This is a genomic window from Pseudomonas alkylphenolica, from assembly GCF_004025535.1.
GTDB lineage: Bacteria > Pseudomonadota > Gammaproteobacteria > Pseudomonadales > Pseudomonadaceae > Aquipseudomonas > Aquipseudomonas alkylphenolica_A.
Map to the genome: position 1 here is coordinate 566,174 of NZ_QJRG01000047.1, position 20,038 is coordinate 586,211.

19 protein-coding genes are annotated in these 20,038 nt (G+C 63.2%); 13 read left to right on the forward strand and 6 right to left on the reverse strand.

Annotated elements, in window-relative coordinates:
- The first annotated feature begins 19 nt into the window (after positions 1-19).
- Complete coding sequence (locus tag DM813_RS17905) at positions 20-1,729, forward strand: FAD-dependent oxidoreductase (protein WP_128324712.1); 1,710 nt, start codon at positions 20-22, stop codon at positions 1,727-1,729.
- A 121-nt stretch (positions 1,730-1,850) separates the two neighbouring features.
- Positions 1,851-2,624 carry an SDR family oxidoreductase gene (locus tag DM813_RS17910; protein ID WP_128324713.1) on the forward strand — a complete coding sequence of 258 codons (774 nt, stop codon included), beginning with the start codon at positions 1,851-1,853 and terminating at the stop codon, positions 2,622-2,624.
- 219 nt (positions 2,625-2,843) lie between these two features.
- Here the strand turns inward: DM813_RS17910 and DM813_RS17915 are convergent, their stop codons facing one another.
- Positions 2,844-3,629: an enoyl-CoA hydratase gene (locus DM813_RS17915; protein ID WP_128324714.1), complete on the reverse strand. Its 786-nt coding sequence runs from the start codon at positions 3,627-3,629 to the stop codon at positions 2,844-2,846.
- A gap of 141 nt (positions 3,630-3,770) precedes the next feature.
- Here DM813_RS17915 and DM813_RS17920 point away from each other — a divergent pair, with 141 nt between their 5' ends.
- The 10 genes from DM813_RS17920 to DM813_RS17965 all read left to right on the forward strand — a co-directional run bounded on the left by DM813_RS17920 (position 3,771) and on the right by DM813_RS17965 (position 15,206).
- The gene (locus DM813_RS17920; protein WP_128324715.1) at positions 3,771-4,559 is read left to right on the forward strand and encodes an SDR family oxidoreductase; all 789 of its coding nucleotides are present in this window, start codon (positions 3,771-3,773) and stop codon (positions 4,557-4,559) included.
- Positions 4,560-4,615: 56 nt separating this feature from the next.
- Positions 4,616-5,584, forward strand: coding sequence for a bifunctional MaoC family dehydratase N-terminal/OB-fold nucleic acid binding domain-containing protein (locus tag DM813_RS17925; RefSeq protein ID WP_128324716.1), 969 nt, complete (start codon positions 4,616-4,618; stop codon positions 5,582-5,584).
- A 12-nt stretch (positions 5,585-5,596) separates the two neighbouring features.
- Positions 5,597-6,730: an acyl-CoA dehydrogenase family protein gene (locus tag DM813_RS17930; protein ID WP_128324717.1), complete on the forward strand. Its 1,134-nt coding sequence runs from the start codon at positions 5,597-5,599 to the stop codon at positions 6,728-6,730.
- The gene (locus DM813_RS17935) at positions 6,702-7,121 is read left to right on the forward strand and encodes a MaoC family dehydratase (RefSeq protein WP_128324718.1); all 420 of its coding nucleotides are present in this window, start codon (positions 6,702-6,704) and stop codon (positions 7,119-7,121) included. The genes DM813_RS17930 and DM813_RS17935 overlap by 29 nt, the downstream gene beginning before the upstream one ends.
- Before the next feature lie 17 nt (positions 7,122-7,138).
- Positions 7,139-8,317, forward strand: coding sequence for a lipid-transfer protein (locus DM813_RS17940; RefSeq protein WP_128324719.1), 1,179 nt, complete (start codon positions 7,139-7,141; stop codon positions 8,315-8,317).
- Positions 8,318-8,327: 10 nt separating this feature from the next.
- A complete protein-coding gene (locus tag DM813_RS17945; protein WP_128324720.1) occupies positions 8,328-9,497 on the forward strand; it encodes an acyl-CoA dehydrogenase family protein in 1,170 nt (389 codons plus the stop codon).
- Between the two features lie 65 nt (positions 9,498-9,562).
- On the forward strand, positions 9,563-10,783 hold the full coding sequence (locus tag DM813_RS17950; protein ID WP_128324721.1) for an acyl-CoA dehydrogenase family protein: 1,221 nt from the start codon (positions 9,563-9,565) through the stop codon (positions 10,781-10,783).
- Positions 10,780-11,922, forward strand: a complete 1,143-nt coding sequence (locus DM813_RS17955) for an acyl-CoA dehydrogenase family protein (protein WP_128324722.1) — start codon at positions 10,780-10,782, stop codon at positions 11,920-11,922. The genes DM813_RS17950 and DM813_RS17955 overlap by 4 nt, the downstream gene beginning before the upstream one ends.
- 128 nt (positions 11,923-12,050) lie before the next feature.
- Positions 12,051-13,730, forward strand: a complete 1,680-nt coding sequence (locus DM813_RS17960) for a class I adenylate-forming enzyme family protein (protein ID WP_128324723.1) — start codon at positions 12,051-12,053, stop codon at positions 13,728-13,730.
- A gap of 117 nt (positions 13,731-13,847) precedes the next feature.
- Complete coding sequence (locus DM813_RS17965) at positions 13,848-15,206, forward strand: DUF1329 domain-containing protein (protein ID WP_128324724.1); 1,359 nt, start codon at positions 13,848-13,850, stop codon at positions 15,204-15,206.
- Positions 15,207-15,280: 74 nt separating this feature from the next.
- Here the strand turns inward: DM813_RS17965 and DM813_RS17970 are convergent, their stop codons facing one another.
- From DM813_RS17970 to DM813_RS17985, 4 genes are all read right to left on the reverse strand, one after another.
- Positions 15,281-16,558: a flavohemoglobin expression-modulating QEGLA motif protein gene (locus tag DM813_RS17970; protein WP_128324725.1), complete on the reverse strand. Its 1,278-nt coding sequence runs from the start codon at positions 16,556-16,558 to the stop codon at positions 15,281-15,283.
- 108 nt (positions 16,559-16,666) lie between these two features.
- Positions 16,667-17,572 carry a hypothetical protein gene (locus tag DM813_RS17975; protein WP_128324726.1) on the reverse strand — a complete coding sequence of 302 codons (906 nt, stop codon included), beginning with the start codon at positions 17,570-17,572 and terminating at the stop codon, positions 16,667-16,669.
- A 59-nt stretch (positions 17,573-17,631) separates the two neighbouring features.
- On the reverse strand, positions 17,632-17,898 hold the full coding sequence (locus tag DM813_RS17980) for a hypothetical protein (RefSeq protein WP_128324727.1): 267 nt from the start codon (positions 17,896-17,898) through the stop codon (positions 17,632-17,634).
- A 23-nt stretch (positions 17,899-17,921) separates the two neighbouring features.
- The gene (locus DM813_RS17985) at positions 17,922-18,695 is read right to left on the reverse strand and encodes a hypothetical protein (RefSeq protein ID WP_128324728.1); all 774 of its coding nucleotides are present in this window, start codon (positions 18,693-18,695) and stop codon (positions 17,922-17,924) included.
- 458 nt (positions 18,696-19,153) lie between these two features.
- Here DM813_RS17985 and DM813_RS17990 point away from each other — a divergent pair, with 458 nt between their 5' ends.
- Complete coding sequence (locus DM813_RS17990) at positions 19,154-19,555, forward strand: hypothetical protein (protein WP_128324729.1); 402 nt, start codon at positions 19,154-19,156, stop codon at positions 19,553-19,555.
- A 57-nt stretch (positions 19,556-19,612) separates the two neighbouring features.
- On the opposite strand, the gene DM813_RS17995 is transcribed toward DM813_RS17990, so the two are convergent.
- Positions 19,613-20,032: a glycine zipper domain-containing protein gene (locus DM813_RS17995; protein WP_128324730.1), complete on the reverse strand. Its 420-nt coding sequence runs from the start codon at positions 20,030-20,032 to the stop codon at positions 19,613-19,615.
- Between the last annotated feature and the right edge of the window lie 6 nt (positions 20,033-20,038).

Consider the following 20,038-nt stretch of genomic DNA (forward strand, 5'->3'; position numbering starts at 1 on the left):
AGCTAATGGCATAACAACAATGACGGCTCAAGTTCAGTCTCAGACCCACTACGACGTGATCGTCGTTGGTTCGGGCGCAGGTGCAATGACCTCGGCAGTGTTCCTCGCCGACCAGGGTTTCAGCGTGCTGGTCGTGGAAAAAAGCGACAAGTACGGCGGCACCTCGGCGATTTCCGGTGGCGGTATCTGGATCCCCAACAACCACTATTTCGCCCGCCTGAACGGCAACGACGACTACGACACGGCCCTGCGTTATCTGAAGGCCGCAGCAGGCGAGCATGTCGATGAAACCCGGCTGCGCACCTACCTGGACAACGCCCCGAAGATGATCGAGGAACTGGCCCGCACCAGTCGTGTGCGCTACGCAGTGGCGGCCAAGTACCCCGACTACTACCCGCACCTGCCGGGTGCCTTGCCGGGCGGCCGAACCCTGGACCCGGAGTTCTTCGACACCAGCCTGCTGGGTGACGAACTGGACAACCTGCGCAAGCCGTCGCCCTCGACCTTGCTGATGGGCTGCATTGCCTGGACCGCCCGTGATGCGCACAAGGTCATGGCGCGCAACTTTGGCTGGCGCCTGCTGATCATGGGCCTGATGCTGCGCTACAAGCTGGACTTCAAATGGCGGCGTAAAAGCAAGATCGACCGCCGCGCCTCGCTGGGCAGTTCGCTGGTGGCCTCGCTGCGCCGCTCGTTGATGGACCGCAACGTGCCGCTGTGGCTCAACACCGATTTCTCCGGGTTGCTCAGCGAAGGCGGGCGGGTCAACGGCGTCACCGTCCGCCGTGGCGGCACCGAGATGCAATTGCATGCACGCCACGGGGTGATTCTGGCCTCCGGTGGTTTTGAACAGAACCAGGCGCTGCGGGAAAAGTACCTGCCGCAACCCACCCGCATGGGCTGGAGCGCAACGCCGCCGGGGAACAACACCGGCGCGGCACTGGAAGCCGGGTTGGCGCAGGGCGCCGCCACCGCCTTGATGGATTGGGCCTGGTGGGCACCGACCATCGCCGTACCGGGCGAGGACAAACCTCGTGGGATCTTCGCCGAGCGCGCGTTCCCGGGTGCCATCGTGGTCAACAGCCTCGGTCAGCGCTTTGTCAACGAGGCAGCACCGTACCTGGAATTCGTCGATGCCATGTACCGCGACAACGGCCTCACCGCGGGCAAGTCGGTGCCGGCCTGGGTGATTTTCGACGGGCACTTTCGCTTCAACTACGCCATGGGGCCGTTGATGCCGGCGCAGATCATGCCGGACAGCCGCTTGCGCAAGGAGTGGTTGAACAGCCTGTACTGGAAGGATGACAGCCTGGCGGGGCTGGCCAAGCAGATTGGCGTCGATGCCGCCGGCCTCGAAGCTACCGTGGTCAAGGTCAACGAATATGCGCGCACCGGTGAGGATGTCGATTTCGGCCGCGGTGGCAACGTCTTCGACCGTTACTACGGCGACAGCAACATCAAGCCCAACCCGTGCCTGGCACCGTTGCGCAAGGGCCCGTACTACGCCATGCGCCTGGATGCCGGCGACATCGGCACCAAGGGCGGCTTGCTCACCAACGAACATGCGCAGGTGGTCCGTGATGACGGTGCGCCGATCGATGGCCTGTACGCGATCGGCAACTGTTCGGCCTCGGTGATGGGCACCAGCTACCCGGGCGCGGGCGGTACCTTGGGGCCGGCGATGACCTTCGGCTACATCGCCGCCAAACACCTGGGCAGCCAGCGGTAGCAGCTGCGCCCTGATGTGGGACGAACACTGCGACGTGTTGATCATCGGCAAGCGGCGGGTTTCTACGACACCCCCGCAGCCCGGTGCAACAGATGCAACTGACCTTTGCACAAGAGGCAACATGATGACGAACAATAAGAACGGCCGTGTTCATGGCAAGGTGGCGCTGGTAACGGGCGGGGCCAAGGGCATCGGGCGTGCCAGCGTCCGCTTGCTGGCGGCCGAAGGTGCCCAGGTGCTGATCAGCGATGTGGATGTCGCGGCTGGCGAGGCATTGGCCGCTGAAATCGGCCCGGCGGTGAGTTTTATCCGCCATGACGTCAGCAGTGAAAGCGAGTGGCGTCAGGTCATCGCCCACCTGCGCGAACAGCATGGCCGCCTGGATATCCTGCTGAACAACGCCGGTATCCTGTTGCCTGGTAGCATCGAGGAAGCGACCCTGGAGGACTGGCACAAGGTCATGCGGGTGAACGCCGACAGCGTGTTCATCGGTTGTCGCGAAGGCATTGCACTGATGAAGCAGACCGGTGGCTCGATCATCAACCTGTCATCGGTCGCCGCCCTTGCCGGGCGTGACGACTACATGGCCTACAGTGCCTCCAAGGGCGCGGTGGCGGCGTTGTCGCGTTCGGTGGCAGCGTTCTGCCGGCGTCGAAAGTACCGGATTCGCTGCAACACCCTGCACCCGGATGGCGTGCTTACCGACATGACCAGCGGCGGCTTCCCCAAGGGCCTCGACCCGACGCGGTTGACCATCGACAGCGACCCGATGAACCGCATGTGCCTGCCTGAGGATGTTGCCGGCAGCGTGCTGTTTCTGGCCAGTGATGAATCGCGGGCAATCAACGGTGTGGAGTTGCGCATCGACAGTGGGCAGATGGTCATGAGTATCTAGCGCACAGGCATGAAACTGTAGGAACGAGCGGGCGGCGCTCCGACTTGCTCGCGAAGAACGCTGACGTGTTGTGACTGATGCACCGTGGCGCCTGGTTCGCCGGCTAGCCGGGCTCCTGCAGATTTCGCGCGGACCTGTAGGAGCGTGGCTTGCCCGCGAAAAACGCTGACGCGTTGTGACGGATGCACCACAGCGCCCGGCTCGCAGGCAGGCCGGCGCCTATTCCCCGTTGAAGTGCGCCGGGCGCTTCTCGATGAAGGCCTGCATGCCTTCCTTCTGATCGCGTGAGGCAAACAACAGGGCATTGGCCTTGCGCTCCAGCGCCAGGCCGGCCTCAAGCGGCGCGTCCATACCGGCCAGAATCACCTCCTTGATCTGCTCGGCCGCCAACGCTGGCATCGCGGCAATCACCCGTGCCAGTTCCAGGGCATGGGCCTGCACCTGGTCATCGTCCACCAGGTCGCTGACTAGGCCGGCCACCCAGGCTTCTTCGGCGCTGATCGGCTGGCCGGTGAGCGCCATGCGCATGGCCTTGACCTTGCCCACCGCGCGCACCAGCCGCTGGGTGCCACCAATGCCGGGCATGATGCCGATGCGGATCTCCGGCTGGCAGAAGCGCGCGCTGCGCCCGGCCACGATCAGGTCGGCATGCATGGCTAGTTCGCAACCACCGCCATAGGCATAACCGCACACCGCAGCGATCACCGGCTTGGGGCAATGCTGGATTGGCCCCCAGACGCGCTCGGTGTGACGTTTGTAGATATCAATGGCGCCCACCCCGGCCATGCTGTTGATGTCGCCACCGGCAGCAAACACTTTGTCGCCGCCGGTGAGCACGATGCAGCGCACCTCGGGATCGACCGCCAGCTCACTGAAATAGCGCGACAGCAGCGCCTGCAGTTCCAGGCTCAGGGCGTTGGTTGCCTGCGGCCGGTTGAGCCGCAATACGGCCACGCCCGGCAGCGGGCGTTCGAGCAGAACCGGGGCAACGGATGAATCGGACATGGGCATCCTCAAGGACCAGACGACGGGTGAATAAGCGTCAGTGTCCTGTCCGCAAGGTTTGATTTTCATCGTCCGTTCAGACGTAGTTTGGCCCCGGGTTCGTCCCTAGAGTGATCCTTGTCAGTAGAAAAGGAGCACATGATGGAGCTGCATTCGGGTCTTGATTACAGCGGCAAGGTGGTGCTGGTCACCGGTGGCACCAAAGGCATCGGCGCCGGCATCGCACTGGGGTTTCTGGCCGCGAATGCGCGGGTGATCGTCTGTGCTCGCCGCGAGCCTGAACAGGTACCGACGCTGGGTGGCAAGCACGCGACGTTCATCGCCGCCGACGTGCGTGACCACGATTCCCTGCAACGACTGTTTGCCACCATCGAGCGCGACTTCGGCCGCCTCGATGTGGTGATCAACAACGCCGGTGGCAGCCCTGCCGCCGAAGCCGCCACGGCCTCGCCGAGGTTTCACGAAAGCATCATCGGCCTGAACCTGATCGCGCCGCTCAACGTTGCCCAGCACGCCAACCGGCTGATGCAGGCACAGGCGCAGGGCGGCTGCATCGTCTTCATCGGCAGCATCAGCGCCTTGCGCTCTTCGCCAGGTACCGCAGCTTACGGCGCAGCCAAGGCCGGGGTATTGGCGCTGGTGCAATCGCTGGCCGTGGAGTGGGGCCCGAAGGTCCGCGTGGTCACCGTCAGCCCGGGCCTGGTGCTGACCGAGCAGGCCCATCTGCATTACGGCTCCGAAGCCGGTATCGCCGCCGTTGCCGCAGGCATTCCGGCGGCACGCATGGCGGTGGCCGAAGACATTGCCAACGCCTGCCTGTACATCGCATCGCCGCTGGCCAGCTACGCCAGCGGCTGCAACCTGTTGCTGCATGGCGGTGGTGAGCGTCCGGCCTTTCTCGGGGCGGCCGCGCAGGTTCTGCCCACCTGATCGACCCGTGGCGGCGGCCGGGTTCGGCTGCTGCCTTCAATTAGAAGGAGACGACTTTGGCTGATCCACAATTGCTATCCGATGCGCGCGCCCTGGTGGGGCGCCAATACGGCCGTGTGTATGCCTGGGATGAGGTCAACGCACCGATGGTCCGCCAATGGTGCGAGATCATGGGCGTGGACAACCCCGTGTACACCGACCCCGCGTTTGCCCTCGGCACCCGTCATGAAGGGCTGATTGCCCCGCCGGGCATGTTGCAGGTGTGGACCATGGAAGGCCTGCACGCCAACAACTATCCGCCAGGCTCCACCGACGAGAACCCGTACGAGGTGCTCAAGATCATGGAGGCCCACGGTTACCTGTCGACCGTGGCGGTCAACTCCGAACTGACCTTCACCCGCCCGGTGCGCATGGGCGAAAAGCTCTACTACACGACGCGCCTGGATTCGGTCAGCGATGAAAAAGCCACGGCCCTGGGCACCGGCTTTTTTGTCACCCTGGTCATGAGTCACTTCGCTGAAAAAGCCAGCGGCGACGAGCCGGTCGGCGAGTTGTTGTTTCGCGTCTTCAAGTTCCGCCCGGCCAATGCCCAGGCCCCCGCCAAAGTCGAAGCTGCACCGGCCAAACCCAAGCGCCCGCTGCCGGGTGTGAGTGACGACACACGGTTCTTCTGGGAAGGCTGCGAGAAGGGCCAGTTACTGATCCAGCGCTGCACCGCGTGCCAGACCTTGCGTCATCCACCGGCCCCGGTGTGTATCGAATGCCACAGCTTCGACTGGGACACCGTGCAGGCCAGCGGCCGCGCCGCGCTGTATTCGTTCGTGGTCATGCATTACCCCGAGGTCCCGCCGTTCGATTACCCCAACCCGATCGGGCTGATCGAGTTGGAGGAGGGCGTGCGCCTGATCGCCGGGCTGGTTGGCGTCGACCGCGAGCAACTCCAGATCGGCCAGCGCCTGCAGGTCGAGTTCCAGACCTTCGATGACCAGCAGACCCTGCCCATGTTCCGGCCGGTGGATGCCTAGGAGCCCGACACTATGGATTTCGAATTGACCGAAGACCAGCGCGCCATTGCGCAGATGGCTGACAGCCTGTTTGTCGACCATTGCCATGACGACTACATGCGCCAGTGGGACACCAGCGGCGAGCCGATGATGGCGCCGCTGTGGTCGCTGTGCATCGAGACCGGCCTGCAAGCGCTGGCCATTCCCGAGGAGCACGGCGGCAGCGGCCTGGGCATGACCGAGCTGATGCTGGTGCTGCAGGCCCAGGGCAAAGCCCTGGCCCAGGTGCCGTTGTGGCGCCACCAGCTGGCAGCCGCGACCCTGGCGCACTTCGCTGCCGACGGCAATGCCCACTGGGTCCGCCGGGCAGCCAGCGGCGAGTCGCTGTTGAGCTTGTCGCTGGACGGTTTGAGCAGCGCCCTGGGGATCGAACTGCAGGCCAGCGCCTGCGCGGATGGCTGGTCGATCGACGGCCGGGTTGCGGGGCTGTCGCTGGGCGATCAGGCCCACGCTGCCTTGGTGGTGGTGCAGGCAGAAGGTAAACCGCGTTTGCTCCTGCTCGACCTGGCAGCGCCCGAGATCCGCAAGGTATCGGCAGTGTTGACCCACGGCGAGGCGGTGGCCGACCTGCACATCCAGGGCTTGATCGTGAACGCTGCGGCGCTGTTGCCAGCCGAAGCGGTTGACTGGCTGGAGCTGCGCAGCGTGGCGGCACTGGCGGCGTTGCAGGTGGGTGTCAGCGAAGAGCAGATCCGCCGCACCGTGGCCTATGTCAGCGAGCGCCGGCAGTTCGAGCGCGTCATCGGCAGCTTCCAGGCCGTACAGATGAGCATGGCCGACAACCACATTGCCGTCGAAGCCTTGCGCACTGCGCTGTGGCAACTGGCCTACCGCATCGATGCCGGTTTGCCGGCGCCGTCCGAAGCCCTGGCCACGGCCTGGCTGGCCTGTGAAGCGGGCCACCGTATCGGCCATGTCGCGCAGCACGTACATGGCGGGATTGGTGTCGACCTGACGTACCCGATCCACCGTTTTCTCTATTGGAGCCGTGGCCTGACCGTAGCCCTCGGCGGTTCGGCGGCAAGCCTGGAACGCCTGGGCGACTGGCTCAACGATAACGACAAGCTGGGATGGAAATATGACCTCGAAGAACACCAAGCGCTTTGAAGACGTGCGCCCCGGCGAAGCACTGCCGGAACTGGCGGTGCCGGTCACGGTGACCCTGATCAACGGCGGCGCGATTGCCACCCGCGACTATTTTCCTGGCCACCACGACGCCGACGCGGCGCGTGCCCTGGGGTCGCCCCATGTGTTCATGAACATCCTCACCACCAACGGGCTGGTGCAGCGGTTCGTCGAACAGTGGGCCGGGCCGGAGGCGGTGTTCCGCTCGCTGAAGATCAAGCTCGGTGCACCGAACTATCCCGGTGACTGCATGACCTTCAGCGGCAGCGTCACGCAACTGGACGCCGACACCCGTACGGTGGAAATCACCCTCGGCGGCAAAAATTCCATGGGCAACCACGTGACCGGCACGGTCGCGGTGGTCCTGCCCTGACAGCCGGAGAGACACAGATGACTGATTCATCGATTTCCGGGCGCGCCGCGATCGTTGGCCTGGGCGCAACCGAATTTTCCAAGAACTCCGGACGCACCGAACTGCGCCTGGCCATGGAAGCCACCTTGAGTGCACTCAAGGACGCTGGCATCGACCCGAGCGAGGTCGAGGGGTTCAGTTCGTACTCCGTGGACAAGGTTCCGGAATACGAAATTGCCCGCTTGCTCGGCTGCAAAGACGTGAAGTTTTTTTCGCAGGTACCTCACGGTGGCGGCGCGGCCTGCGGACCGGTGATGCATGCGGCCATGGCCGTGGCGACCGGGGTGGCGAAAGTGGTGGTGGTGTACCGCGCCATGAACGAACGCTCCTGGTACCGCTTCGGCACCGGCAGCTACGGGTTTGCCTCGACGCCGACCTTCGACAACGTCAACTACGGCTGGTACATGCCCCATGGCTTCCATACGCCAGCCGCCTGGGTCGGGATGTTCGCCCAGCGCTACATGCACACCTATGGCGCGACCTCCGAAGACTTCGGCCGGGTTGCGGTGGCCGCACGGGATTTTGCCGCGACCAACCCGCAGGCGTTTTTCCATGGCAAGCCGATCACCCTGGAAGAGCATCAGGCCTCGCGCTGGATCTGCGAGCCGTTGCACCTGCTCGACTGCTGCCAGGAATCCGATGGCGCCGTCGCTATGGTCATCACCTCGGCAGAGCGTGCCCGAGACTTGCGGCAGAAGCCGGTGACGATCAAGGCCGGCTCCCAGGGCATCAGCCACGGCCAGCAAAGCATGACCTCGTTCTACCGCGACGACATCACCGGGCTGCCGGAAATGGGCGTGGTGGCGCGTGAGCTGTATCGCCAGTCGGGTCTGGGCCCGGACGCGTTCCAGACCGCCATTATCTACGACCACTTCACCCCGTTCGTGTTGCCGCAGCTGGAAGAGTTCGGTTTTGTCGAGCGCGGGCAGGCCAAGGAATTCATCCGCGCCGGGCACCACGCACGTGGCGGCAAACTGCCGATCAACACCCACGGCGGGCAACTGGGCGAGGCCTACATCCATGGCATGAACGGCATTGCCGAAGCGGTGCGCCAGGTGCGCGGTACCGCGGTCAACCAGGTGGCGGATGTAGAGCACGTGCTGGTCACGGCCGGCACTGGCGTACCCACCAGCGGCCTGATTCTCGGCGCAGCCTAAGGAGCAGCACATGTTCGTCGACCTCACTCCCGAACAACATGCCCTGCGCCACAAGGTGCGGGACTATTTCCAGGCCCTGATGACCCCGGACATGCGCGACCAGTTGCGCGGCAAGGAAGGCGGCGAGCTGTTTCGCCAGACCATCCGCCAGATGGGCCGTGACGGCTGGCTGGCGGTCGGCTGGCCCAAGGCCCACGGTGGCCAGGGCTACGCCGCCACCGAACAGTTGATCTTCTTTGAAGAAGCCAACATCGCCGGTGCGCCGCTGCCGTTCGTGACCATCAGCACCGTCGGCCCGGCCTTGATGACCCACGGCAGCGCGCTGCAGAAAGAGCGCTTTCTGCCCGGTATCGCCGCGGGTGAAATCATGTTCGCCATCGGCTACTCCGAGCCCGGTGCCGGCAGCGACCTGGCGGTGCTGAAAACCAGTGCGCGTCAGGACGATGAGGGCTTCGTGGTCAACGGCAACAAGCTGTGGACCTCGGGTGCCGAGTCGGCCGACTTTGTCTGGCTGGCCGCGCGTACCGATCCTGCCGAGGCACGGCACAAAGGCATTTCGCTGCTGATCGTCGACACCACGACACCGGGCTTCTCCCACACCCTGATTCCGACCACCAGTATCCCGACCACGGCCACCTACTACGACAACGTGCGGGTGCCCAAAGAGATGCTGGTCGGCGAGTTGAACGGCGGCTGGAAGCTGATCACCTCGCAGCTCAATCACGAGCGCCTGGGCCTGGGCACCTGGTCGGACAAGGTGGTGGCGTTGTTCCGCCGCGTCTACCTGTGGGCGCGGGCTCGCGACGAGCAGGGCCGCCGGGCGATGGACAAGGCCTGGGTACGCAGCTCGCTGGCCGAGTGTTATGCGCGCCTGGAGGCCATGCGCCTGATCAACATGCGCATCGCCGCCGACCTGGAGCACGAGCGCATGAGCGTGGCACTGAGTTCGACCACCAAGGTGTTTGGTTCGGAGTCGGCCATCGAAATCCTTCGCAAGCTGGCGGCGATTGTCGGCGCCAACGGTTCGATGCGCAGTGGCTCGGCGGCAACCCTGCTGCAGGGCGAACTGGAATTCGAATTGCGTTGCGTGACGACCCTGACCTTCGGCGGTGGCACCAATGAAATCCAGCGTGAGCTGATCGCCCAGTTCGGCCTCGGCATGCCACGCACCCAACGCTGACGCTCGTCCATCAAAAACAAAAACCGTACTCGCCCCGCAACCGGGGCGGGGCGAAGGGGACTTTCATGAGCACTATCGAGCAATTCCGGCACGACACCCGTGCCTGGCTGGAGGCCAACTGTCCGCTGTCGATGCGCACGGGCATGGCCGAAGGCGATGTGGTGTGGGGCAGCCAGAATCCGCAGTTTCCCTGCGAAGACGCGCGCCTGTGGTTCGAACGCATGCGCGACAAGCGCTGGTTCTGCCCGGAGTGGCCGGTGGAGTATGGCGGCGCAGGCCTGAGCGACGAAGAACTGGCGGTGCTGGAAAGCGAAATGCGCCGGATCAAGTGTCGGCCGCCGCAAATCAACCTGGGCATCTGGATGCTCGGCCCGGTGTTGCTGGCCTTCGGCAGCGAAGAACAGAAACGCGACCTGTTGCCGCCGATTGCCCGCGGTGAAGTGCGCTGGTGCCAGGGCTTCTCCGAGCCGAACGCCGGCTCCGACCTGGCCAGCCTGAAAATGGCCGCGGTGGATGCCGGTGACCATTTCGTGGTCAACGGCAGCAAGATCTGGACCTCCTACGGCGACAAGTCCGACTGGATGTATGCGCTGGTGCGCACCGACTTCAGCGCGCCCAAGCACGAGGGCATCAGCCTGATCGTGCTGGACATGCGTAGCCCCGGAGTGAAGCCGCAACCGATTGATCTGATCAGCGGCAAGTCGGCGTTCTGCCAGGTGTTTTTCGATAGCGTGAAGGTGCCCAAGAGCCAGTTGATCGGCCCGTTGAACGGCGGCTGGAACCTGGCCAAGTACCTGTTGCAGCACGAGCGCAAGGCGATGTCGAAGTTCGGCGAGTTCAGCTTGCCGTCACACTTCGACCTGCTGGCCCTGATGCGTGAATACGTGCCCGCGCCACAGAGCCAGAGTGAGCACGCACTGCAGGCCCGCGCCGCCGCCTGTGCGATGAACGAGCAGGCCTACAACCTGACCGTGCAGCGCATGGGTGAAGAGGCGCGGGCCGGTGAAGACATCAGCGGCCTGATGTCGATCATGAAGCTGGTGCACACCGAGCAGGAACGCGACAAGTTCGAGGTGTTGCTCGATGCCATGGGCGGGCATGCCTTCGGTTGGGAATGCCCGGCGTTCAGCGAGCAGCAACTGGCGGTCACCCGCGCCTGGCTTAGCAGCTATGCGCTGACCATCTCTGGCGGCGCCTCGGAAATCCAGCTCAATGTCATCGCCAAGCGCGTGCTTGGTTTGCCTGAAGCGAAGAAGCCAGCCGTGAAAACAGGAGCACCGTCATGAGCCTGCGTTATAGCGATGAACAGCGTTTGCTGGCCGACAGCGCGCGGGACTTTCTCGCCGCCCGCAGCCCGGTCAGTGCCCAGCGCCGACTGCGTGATGAAGCGTTGGCACCAGGCTTCGATACACAGCTATGGCGCGATGCCGTCGAACTGGGCTGGAGTGCGATTCCGTTTCCGGAAGACCTCGGCGGCCTGGATTTCGGCTGCAAGGGCCTCGGGCCGATCTTCGAATCCATGGGGCGCAACCTGTCTGCCACACCGTTGCTCTCAAGCGTAGTGCTGGGTGGCTCGTTGCTGCACCTGGCGGGTAATTCGACGCAGCAGGCGCAGTGGTTGCAGGCAGTGATCGGAGGCGAGCAGCGCCTGGCCCTGGCCGTCGACGAAGGCTCGCGTCATGCACCGAGCCGCATTGCCCTTGAGGCGAAGGCAGAGGGGCAGGGCTATCGCCTGCACGGCGACAAGTTCTGGGTCGTTGATGGTCTGGGTGCCGATGCCTATGTGGTGGCGGCGCGTACCGCCGGTCAACCGGGCGAGACCCAAGGCATCAGCCTGTTCCTGGTGCCCGCCACTACGCCGGGCCTGACGGTGAGTGCCTTGTCGCTGATCGACTCGCGCAACAGCGCACGCCTGCAACTGAACGGTGTGCAACTGGGCAGCGAGGCGCTGCTGGGTACCTTGAGCCAAGGTTGGGATGCGCTGGAAATCGCGCTGGACCGAGGTCGCACTTGCCTGGCGGCGGAGCTGCTGGGCATGGCCGAGCAGCTGTTCGAGACCACGCTGGAATACATCAAGACCCGGGTGCAGTTCGACACCGCGATTGGCACTTTCCAGGTTCTGCAACATCGCGCCGCGCAAATGTACGTCGACCTGGCGCTGACTCGCAGTGCCCTGATGGCGGCACTGGCGACGCTGGATGACGCCAGCGTGGATGCCCGGGCCCGCGCCCGACTGGTCAGCCTGGCGAAATGGAAAGCGGGCGACACCGCGATCAAGGTCGCCAACGAAGCGGTGCAGATGCACGGCGGGATTGGCGTCACCGATGAACTGGATGTCGGCCTGTACCTCAAGCACGTGCGCGTTGCGCAGAGCTGCCTGGGTGACCGCGACTTCCATTGCGAGCGCTATTCGGCCCACGCGTAACTCCTCCTTGTGGGAGCGGGTTTACCCGCGAAGGCGGCATGTCTGCTCATGCAGATGGCGGATCTTGCCGCCTCTTCGCGGGCAAGCCCGCTCCCACAGGTTATTCGGCTGTTCTGGAGAACACACAGATGAGCATTGAACGTTGGCAAACCGCGTGGCGCCAACTGATCGCCCCCGGTGCGCCCTTTGAAGTGGTGACGCCGGATGACGGCACACCACGCTATTTCCGTCACGCCGCGCACGACATGTTGCAGGTGATCGACGCCGGCCGGGTGCACGGCGACCGCGAGTTTCTGGTCTGGCAATCGCAACGCCTGACCTTCAATCAGTATTACGACCAGGTTGACCGCCTCGCCGGGCAGATGATCGCCCGTTTCGGCCTGCAACCAGGCGAGCGCGTGGCAATTGCCATGCGCAACCAGCCGGCGTGGCTGGTGGCCTTCGCGGCGATCCTGCGCTGTGGTGCGGTGTGTGTGCCGCTCAACAGTTGGGGCCTGCGCAACGAGCTGCAGTACGCCCTGCAGGACAGCGGCTCGCGCCTGCTGCTGTGCGACCAGGCGCGCCTCGATACCCTGCGTGATGACCTGGGTCGTGAGCAGCTGGCAACGATCGTTGTCGACGGCCAGGGTGAGCTGCCCGAATACTGCCTGAGCTACGAAGCGTTGCTCAGCGAGTCGGCGATGTCGGTGCCGGTCCTGGACATCGACCCCGATGCCCCGGCGATGATTCTCTACACCTCCGGCACCACCAGCCGCGCCAAGGGGGCGGTGTCCAGCCATCGGGCAATCTGCCAGGCGGTGACCGCGCTGGATTTCCAGAGCGCGTTTTGCGCGATGAGTTCGCCCGAGCGCATCGGTGTTGTGATCAACAGTGGCTTTGCGCCCACGACGCTCGCGGCGGTGCCGCTGTTTCATGTCAGCGGCTTGCATGCGCAGTTCCTCTCGGCGTTACGCGGCGGTCGCCGCCTGATGCTGATGTACAAGTGGGACGTCGAGCGCGCCATCGACCTGATTCGCGATGAACGTTGCACCCAGTTCAACGGTGCGCCGGTGATGATGCAGCAGCTGCTCGCTTCGCCGCGGTTTGGCACCGAACAAACCGCCAGCCTGTTCGGGCTGGGCCTGGGCGGTAGCGCATCCTCCGCCAGCGTGCTCGACGACATGCTCAGGATCAAACCGGATGTCATCGGTGGTGCCGGTTACGGCCTGACAGAAAGCAACGGCATTGGCGCAGCGATTGGTGGCGACCAGTTTGTCTACAAACCGGCGACGGCGGGGTGGGCGTTGCCCATCGTCGACATTCGCATCGGCGACAGCCCCGAACAGCCGCAACCGGCGGGCACGAGCGGGGTGATCTGGCTGCGTTCGCCAACCTTGATGAGCGCCTACTGGAACCTGCCGCAGGCCTCGGCACAAAGCCTGCGCGACGGCTGGCTGGACACCGGTGATATCGGTTATCTCGACGATGAGGGCTTCCTCAGCATCACCGGCCGGGTCAAAGAGTTGATCAACCGCGGTGGCGAGAAGATTTCTGCCGCTGAAGTCGAGACCTGCGTCCTCGATATGCCTGGCGTTCTTGAAGCGGCGGCGTTCGCCATTGCCGACCCGGTGTTGGGTGAGGCGGTGGGCCTGGCGGTGCACGGCCAGGCCGGCAGGCTGCCTCAGGAAACACAGATCTGCGCGTTCATCGCCGAGCGTCTGGCCGCCTACAAAGTGCCGGCGCAGGTCTTCCGGGTACTCGAACCCTTGCCGCGCAATGCCACCGGCAAGGTGCTCAAGGCGCAACTGCAAGAAAGTTTGGGCGCATGACGCCTGCTTAGTCTTTCCGGACGATGTCGGGGCCGGCAGATCAGGAACAAATGGGTGCATACCAAACAGCCTTATCAGCGAAGGAGGCAACACATGAAAATAACAAGAACAGGTCTCATGCTCGCGGTCGCAGTCACAGCCAATAGCGGGCTGCTGGGTTCCGCGTTCGCCGAGGTGTCGCCGCAGGAAGCCGCCAAACTGGGCAAGGAGCTGACGTGTGTCGGTGCCGAGCAAGCCGGGAACGCCGAGGGCACCATTCCGCCGTTTACCGGTAAATACCTGGGCGAAGTGCCCAGCTGGAATCACGTCAAGTTCTCCGGCGATCAACCGGTCGATCCCTACGCTGCCGAGAAGCCGATCCTGGTGATTACCGCGCAGAACATGGGCCAGTACGAGGCGCACCTGACCGAAGGGCAGAAGGCCCTGCTGAAGAAGTACCCGACCACCTACAAGATGAACATCTACCCGGGGCACCGGGATTTCCGCTACCCCGATTATGTCTGCCGCCGGGCGATGGACAACGCACTGAACGCCAAGCTGGTCAACGACGGCGAAGGCTTCACCGGGATTGGCCAGGTGCCGTTCCCGATTCCCAAATCCGGCACTGAAGTGGTGTGGAACCACCAGTTGCCGGCGCGTGCCTACACCGAAGAAAAGACCACCGACCTGGCCTCTGTCCTGCCTAACGGCAGCATTGGCTGGGGGCGTGCCTACGCCCGTAACCTGTCGATGGCCAACTCGCCTACCACCGACCCGCGCACCGAAGACAAACTGTCGGCGATGAGCAACAACATGACCCTCAAGCCTGCCCGTGACAACGGCACGCTCAGCATTGCCCATGAACCCTACAACTACGGCACCGATGCACGTCAGGCCTGGTCCTACAGCCCATCGACCCGACGCGTACGGCAACTGCCGGGGTATGGTTTCGACCAGCCGATGATCGGTACCAACGGCACCATGACCGTGGACGAAGACCGCCTGTTCAACGGCTCGCCCGAACGCTACACCTGGAAGCTGATCGGCAAGCGCGAAATCTACAGCCCGGCCAACGCCTTCAAGGCCAACACCGGCACCGTCAAGTACGCCGACATTCTCACGCCCAACCACCCCAACCCGGAGTTCATGCGGTATGAGTTGCGCCGCGTGTGGGTTGTGGAAGCGGACCTGAAGGAAGGCTTCCGTCACGTCTATGGCAAGCGGGTGCTGTTCATTGACGAGGACACCTGGCATGCAGTGATGGCCGACAACTACGATGCCCGCGGTCAGCTGTGGAAGCACGCCATGATCAACTACTACTACCACCCGGACATGAGCGCCTGGCAGGCCGGTTCGCAGTTCTTCATGGACCTGAACTCCGGCCAGTACACCGGCTACGGCATGACCAACGAATCGAAGAAGGGCCCGATCCTCAACGAAGGTAAATTCACCACGGACCAGTACACCGCAGATGCGGCGCGGGCTATCGGGCGGTAATCAACCGGTAACACCTGCAGTACAAAGCCCTGCCGGTTACCGGTGGGGCTTTTTTATGCTTCATGGGCGCGCCTTCACAAGGTACGGCTATCGACTTCGTGCTCGTCCTCAAAGGCCATGAACTGTTGCAGATCGAGCAGGTCCAGCTTGACCCTGGCAATAAAAGCCGAGAACGCGAGAGTGGCGGCGAGCCGCCGCAGGTCGCTGGCCCAGGCCGGTATATAGGCTGGCCCCTGCAACCAGCCCGAGTCGAACAGCGGCGCCAGGTGCAACGTGTCGCCGAGGGTCAGGCGCCCGGCAAACAGATGCCCGACCAGCTCCGGACGGTTGTCGCGGATTGCCACGCGCAGCAGGGTGTGCACGCCGAGCAACCCGGTCAGGTACGCGGCGTCCTTGGTAAACGCCGAGCCACCACGCACGTCGGCGCCGCGAAAGATCCGCTGGGTTGAGCGAAAGGATTCTTCCGGCGACTGCCCGGCCTTGAGAAAGCCTTCGAACACCTGGATGAAGTCGGCGCCATCGAGCGCTTGCTGCACCGCGAGCACGCGCAAGGCGAGGCGCCGCAGGCGGTTGATGTCCATGCTGCCGGTGAGCAGCTCGGCCAATGTGGCAATGCCTTCCTGCGTCTGAGTCGTGCGTGGCGCGCCCAGGGCCAGGCACTTGAGGTTGGGCTGGCGTGCACCGTTCTGCGCGGTGGCCACATGCACAAAGGCTTCATGCTGCAGCAACTGCTGTTTGTCCAGTTCGGTGAACAAGGCGCTGGCGCGCAGGCGAATGCGGCTGACCCCGGCAATGGCCTTGGCGGCCAGGTCCGGGTCAAGCTGAATGCTGATCTGGCCTTCACCAAAAAATCGGTCCAGTTCCGGTTGCAACCAGGCGGCAAACACCTCGGCGGGAATCTCGGCGGGGCTCGGGGGAATGCAGTCGCCGCCGAGCAGGGCGTCGGTGGTCTTGAGAAAGAAGTGTGCGGCGTCAAGCATGCTCAGCTTTTGCCTGGGGTAGTAAAAGTCCGGTCGCCGATACAGCAGCGAGGAGTAGCGGGTAAACGCAGGCGTACCCATGGCTCCGAGCATGCGCCCGGCCGTGGCATAGCTGTGCGCGGTCCTGGCGAGAAAGCGGCCCGCGGGATGGCCTTGGTCACAGCGGTCGACAAAGTTGTCGAGCGCGGAAATCTCGGCGCCATGCTCGCGCGGGGTGAAGGTGACTGTGGGCAATTGTGCTTTACCGCTGCGCCATTGACCGAGGAAAACCTCCTCGACGCCATCGGGCCACGCCAGTGCATCGAGCACCCGGATTTTACGGGTTAACGCCGGTAATGCGGCATCGAGTTCAGACAGCGACATGGCACTCATGGCCTTCACCTTGAGGGACGATGATCCATGTTTTGAGCTTAGTCGTTGCCAAGGCAATGCAGCGAAGCAGGCCGAGTTGGCCTGCTTCGCCTTCACGCTACCAGCCTGTTACTGAATGGACATGATGTTCACGGTTTTGTTGGGGCCGGCAACGGCGACTACGCGCGCGGTCACTGTCAGTCCGGTGGTGACATCGTGGGTGTTATGGTTGGTGTTGAGCGCCCAGCCGGCTGCGGAACCCGTCACCCAGTTGTTGGTGTGATTGATCACGAAGGTCTGCCCGGCGGGCGTCAGGTGCAACGCATGCAGTTGCTGCAACGCGTGCGGGGTCCAGGCGACGTGGGGGAACATGAGGTTCTCTGCCGTCTGGTAATGCTCTACAGCCGCCGCGGTGCCGAACGCCAGCACCAGCACATGGACGAACGAGGCCGTTACGCCTTTTTCACGGCAGCGGGCAATCAGCTGGCCCAGGCGCTGATCAATCCCGGCATCCCCGGTGAAGGCCAGGAAACCGGCATTGTGCAGACCGTTCTGGCCTGTACTGATACCGTCCAACAGCACATCGAGGTTGCGCGGGTCGTTGTTGACCAGCAGATCGACCAGACGGAACTCGATGCCGTCCAGCTCACCGAACGCCCATTCCACTTCCGCTGTGCTCAAGCCGCTGCTGCGCAGCGACTGGCTCAAGCGATCGCGCAAATCACCCGGCTGACGGGCCTGGGCGAGAAAGTCATCGAGTGGTGTACCCAGTGTTGGCAGCAAGTCGTGGACGACGAAGCGCAGGCTGGCGACAAGGTTTTTCACCGTCGCCGCCGCCTTGGTGGCGGCCTCGGCCTCGATGGCGGCCTGGCCGGATTGAGGAGGGTGACGCAAGGCCATGATGCTGGCGACACCCTTGCCAATGGTATCGAGCCGGGTGCTGAGGTTGGCCGCATCGAGTGTGGCCGCCTGGCTGCCGAACGGCATGAGAATGGCGTGTGCCAGGTGTTCCTGGCTACTGACAGTTGCGTTCATGTCGACTTCCTTGAATGAGAGTGAAGTAGCAACGTGATGCATAAACGCGTGGGCCGGGTTCAATAGTCGGTCCAGACGGTGACGGGATTGAAGCCGATATTCGATACCGTCATTAATGCGCCGGCGCCTTCCGATACATCAATCGTCGTGGGCTGGCCCGCCTCAAGCGCAACATCATGATTGCTCTGGCAACACAACTCGATATGCCAACTTATTTTCGAATCTCCAGCATCGCTGCACTTCGCCGATAGTTGCGTGCGCAGGCCCACCGGGCGAGTAGAGTAAACAACCGAACCGCCGGGGTTTAGTGTGGTTTGTTGAGTCATGACGAATGCTCCTTGCGTTAGCGTTACAGTGAGGGCGGCGTAGCCGGTTTCATGAGTATCCGGTCGTTGTAGGTCGTGGTGGTGTTGGCGGGAACCGAACTCACAAGTTCCTTGTCATTACCGCTGGCCGATGGCACGCGATATATTTCAATGGCTTCGCAAACCTGCCAGTTCAGGTACTGGTAGTCCGCCAGAAATTCCGTCGTGGTCATCACCTCGTGCCGGTAGTCGTAGGAACTGGTGTCCTCCTGGCGGTACTCCAGGGTGCGGGACAACTCGGCGCTGAGGTTGAAGGTCGAGGCACCAAGGGGCGCGGTCTGCGCCAGGGCGCCTTGCGTGGCCATTACCGGCGGTATCGGTGGTACTTCGCCGCCGGCAAACAGGTCGCCGCCCGACAGGTCAAGGCCCAGGTCCATGCCGATGCGCGTGGTGATCGAGCGGGTCTGGCCCTCAGAATGGGTGTAGGTGGCGCCGACGACGTTGGTCACCTGTTCGGTAACGTTGTTGGCATAGGTCTTACGGCTGACGCGGTGCCAGTAGCGGGTCCTCAACACCTGGTAGTGGTCGACATTGGCCAGTTTGTCGGCCTTGGTCTGCTTCCACTTTTCCCACTCGGACGGTGAATTGTGGTTCATCGTTTGCCAGGGGTAGCGTGGGTCTGTGACCAGATCGAAGTGATCCTTGGTTATCGAATAACTGCCCACAACAAGCGCACCGGAGTTTTCGGGTGGCAAGTTATCAGGATCGGTCATCAAAGGAGGGTGCGCCGGGTTGAAGGCGCTGTCATTATCATTCATTGATAGTGATTCCTTTAACGTACGGTAAATGAGTGAGCGGCTGTTTAAGTCGTTCATAAGGTTGTTGATCGGCGCGCACAACAACAGCCTGCCTGTGGCACGCGCTAACAAGTTTTGGTGAGGTGATTCGCGAGTAGGTTAGTCTGCTTGTTGTTAGTCTCCTTAGTGTGTTTACTTGCGTTTTCCGGAGGAGATAATAAGTCAGCAGTCACCCGTTAGTTATATTCTTTTGAAGCTAAAGGGCAGGGCGTTACCGCCGATAGAGTGACGGTTTATAAAATAGTTTTGTTTATCCGCAGGGTGGTGGGTGGAGGCCATAGTGCAGATCGGCTTGTCAATTTTTTGGCTGAGGCCTTAGAACTTTTCTCTATTTCGAGGTCTATCTGGGTAGGCACATCGACCTGACAGGGACGATGGTCAGACAGATACCCATTGCCAACCAGAGGTTGACTTCGCTCATGAAATTCCATGTCCCACGGATGGTGCTCTTTAGCCTGTTCGCGTTCGCGGCGATGGGCTCGGCATCAGCAACACAAATGAAACCTTCAACCTCGATGGTTGCCACCGAAGTCGCCGCCGTTCAGGCGCCACAGCGGGCCGTGAGCAACCCGTGGCCGAGCGTGGCCAGCATTGCCGACAAGCAGGCCGGGCCGTTGCTGGCCCACGATGACGACCGCTACTGGCACGACGGTCGTTGGCATGATCGCAGAGACGATTGGCGTCGGGAGAACTGGCGCCGCGACAACTGGCGCAGGGAACAGGCCCGCCGGGAAGCGGAACGCCGCCGGGATTGGGAGCGTCGTCACGATCGGGCCATGCAGCACCGCTACGACAACGATCACCGCTACTACCGCCGCTAAGGTGGCAGCACAGCGCGCGCGGCCATCGCAGATGAGATGGCCGCACTAACACCCGGCTTAGTGTTTGTGCTTGTTTTTGTGCTTATGCTTGTGGCTGGACTTGTGGTTGTCGTGATGGTCGTCGTCCGCCAGGCTGTTGCCGACAGCGCCACCGGCCGCACCGCCCAGGCCGGCGCCGATGGTACCGCCCGTCGTGCCGCCGATACTGCGCCCGACCACCTGACCGCCTGCAGCGCCAAGGCCACCGCCAATGGCGGCTTCGGTTTTTTTGCCATCCTTCGCGCTTACCGCACCACCTGCAGCGCCACCGACGCCGGCGCCGATTGCAGCGCCGGTGCTGCCGCCAACGGCTTGCCCCACCACGCTACCGAGCGCGCCACCGAGGCCGCCGCCGACGGCGGTATTCGCCGATTCCCCGGCATAGGCCCCTTGTGCTGCAACGACAGAGAGTGCCAATACAGAGAGTATCTTTCGCATTTCGTT

Coding starts and splice junctions, on each gene's coding strand:
- DM813_RS17905 (WP_128324712.1), top strand. CDS start 20: ATGACGGCTCAAGTTCAGTCTCAGACCCACTACGACGTGATCGTCGTT.
- DM813_RS17910 (WP_128324713.1), top strand. CDS start 1,851: ATGATGACGAACAATAAGAACGGCCGTGTTCATGGCAAGGTGGCGCTG.
- DM813_RS17915 (WP_128324714.1), bottom strand. CDS start 3,629: ATGTCCGATTCATCCGTTGCCCCGGTTCTGCTCGAACGCCCGCTGCCG.
- DM813_RS17920 (WP_128324715.1), top strand. CDS start 3,771: ATGGAGCTGCATTCGGGTCTTGATTACAGCGGCAAGGTGGTGCTGGTC.
- DM813_RS17930 (WP_128324717.1), top strand. CDS start 5,597: ATGGATTTCGAATTGACCGAAGACCAGCGCGCCATTGCGCAGATGGCT.
- DM813_RS17935 (WP_128324718.1), top strand. CDS start 6,702: ATGACCTCGAAGAACACCAAGCGCTTTGAAGACGTGCGCCCCGGCGAA.
- DM813_RS17940 (WP_128324719.1), top strand. CDS start 7,139: ATGACTGATTCATCGATTTCCGGGCGCGCCGCGATCGTTGGCCTGGGC.
- DM813_RS17945 (WP_128324720.1), top strand. CDS start 8,328: ATGTTCGTCGACCTCACTCCCGAACAACATGCCCTGCGCCACAAGGTG.
- DM813_RS17950 (WP_128324721.1), top strand. CDS start 9,563: ATGAGCACTATCGAGCAATTCCGGCACGACACCCGTGCCTGGCTGGAG.
- DM813_RS17955 (WP_128324722.1), top strand. CDS start 10,780: ATGAGCCTGCGTTATAGCGATGAACAGCGTTTGCTGGCCGACAGCGCG.
- DM813_RS17960 (WP_128324723.1), top strand. CDS start 12,051: ATGAGCATTGAACGTTGGCAAACCGCGTGGCGCCAACTGATCGCCCCC.
- DM813_RS17965 (WP_128324724.1), top strand. CDS start 13,848: ATGCTCGCGGTCGCAGTCACAGCCAATAGCGGGCTGCTGGGTTCCGCG.
- DM813_RS17970 (WP_128324725.1), bottom strand. CDS start 16,558: ATGAGTGCCATGTCGCTGTCTGAACTCGATGCCGCATTACCGGCGTTA.
- DM813_RS17975 (WP_128324726.1), bottom strand. CDS start 17,572: ATGAACGCAACTGTCAGTAGCCAGGAACACCTGGCACACGCCATTCTC.
- DM813_RS17980 (WP_128324727.1), bottom strand. CDS start 17,898: ATGACTCAACAAACCACACTAAACCCCGGCGGTTCGGTTGTTTACTCT.
- DM813_RS17985 (WP_128324728.1), bottom strand. CDS start 18,695: ATGAATGATAATGACAGCGCCTTCAACCCGGCGCACCCTCCTTTGATG.
- DM813_RS17990 (WP_128324729.1), top strand. CDS start 19,154: ATGAAATTCCATGTCCCACGGATGGTGCTCTTTAGCCTGTTCGCGTTC.
- DM813_RS17995 (WP_128324730.1), bottom strand. CDS start 20,032: ATGCGAAAGATACTCTCTGTATTGGCACTCTCTGTCGTTGCAGCACAA.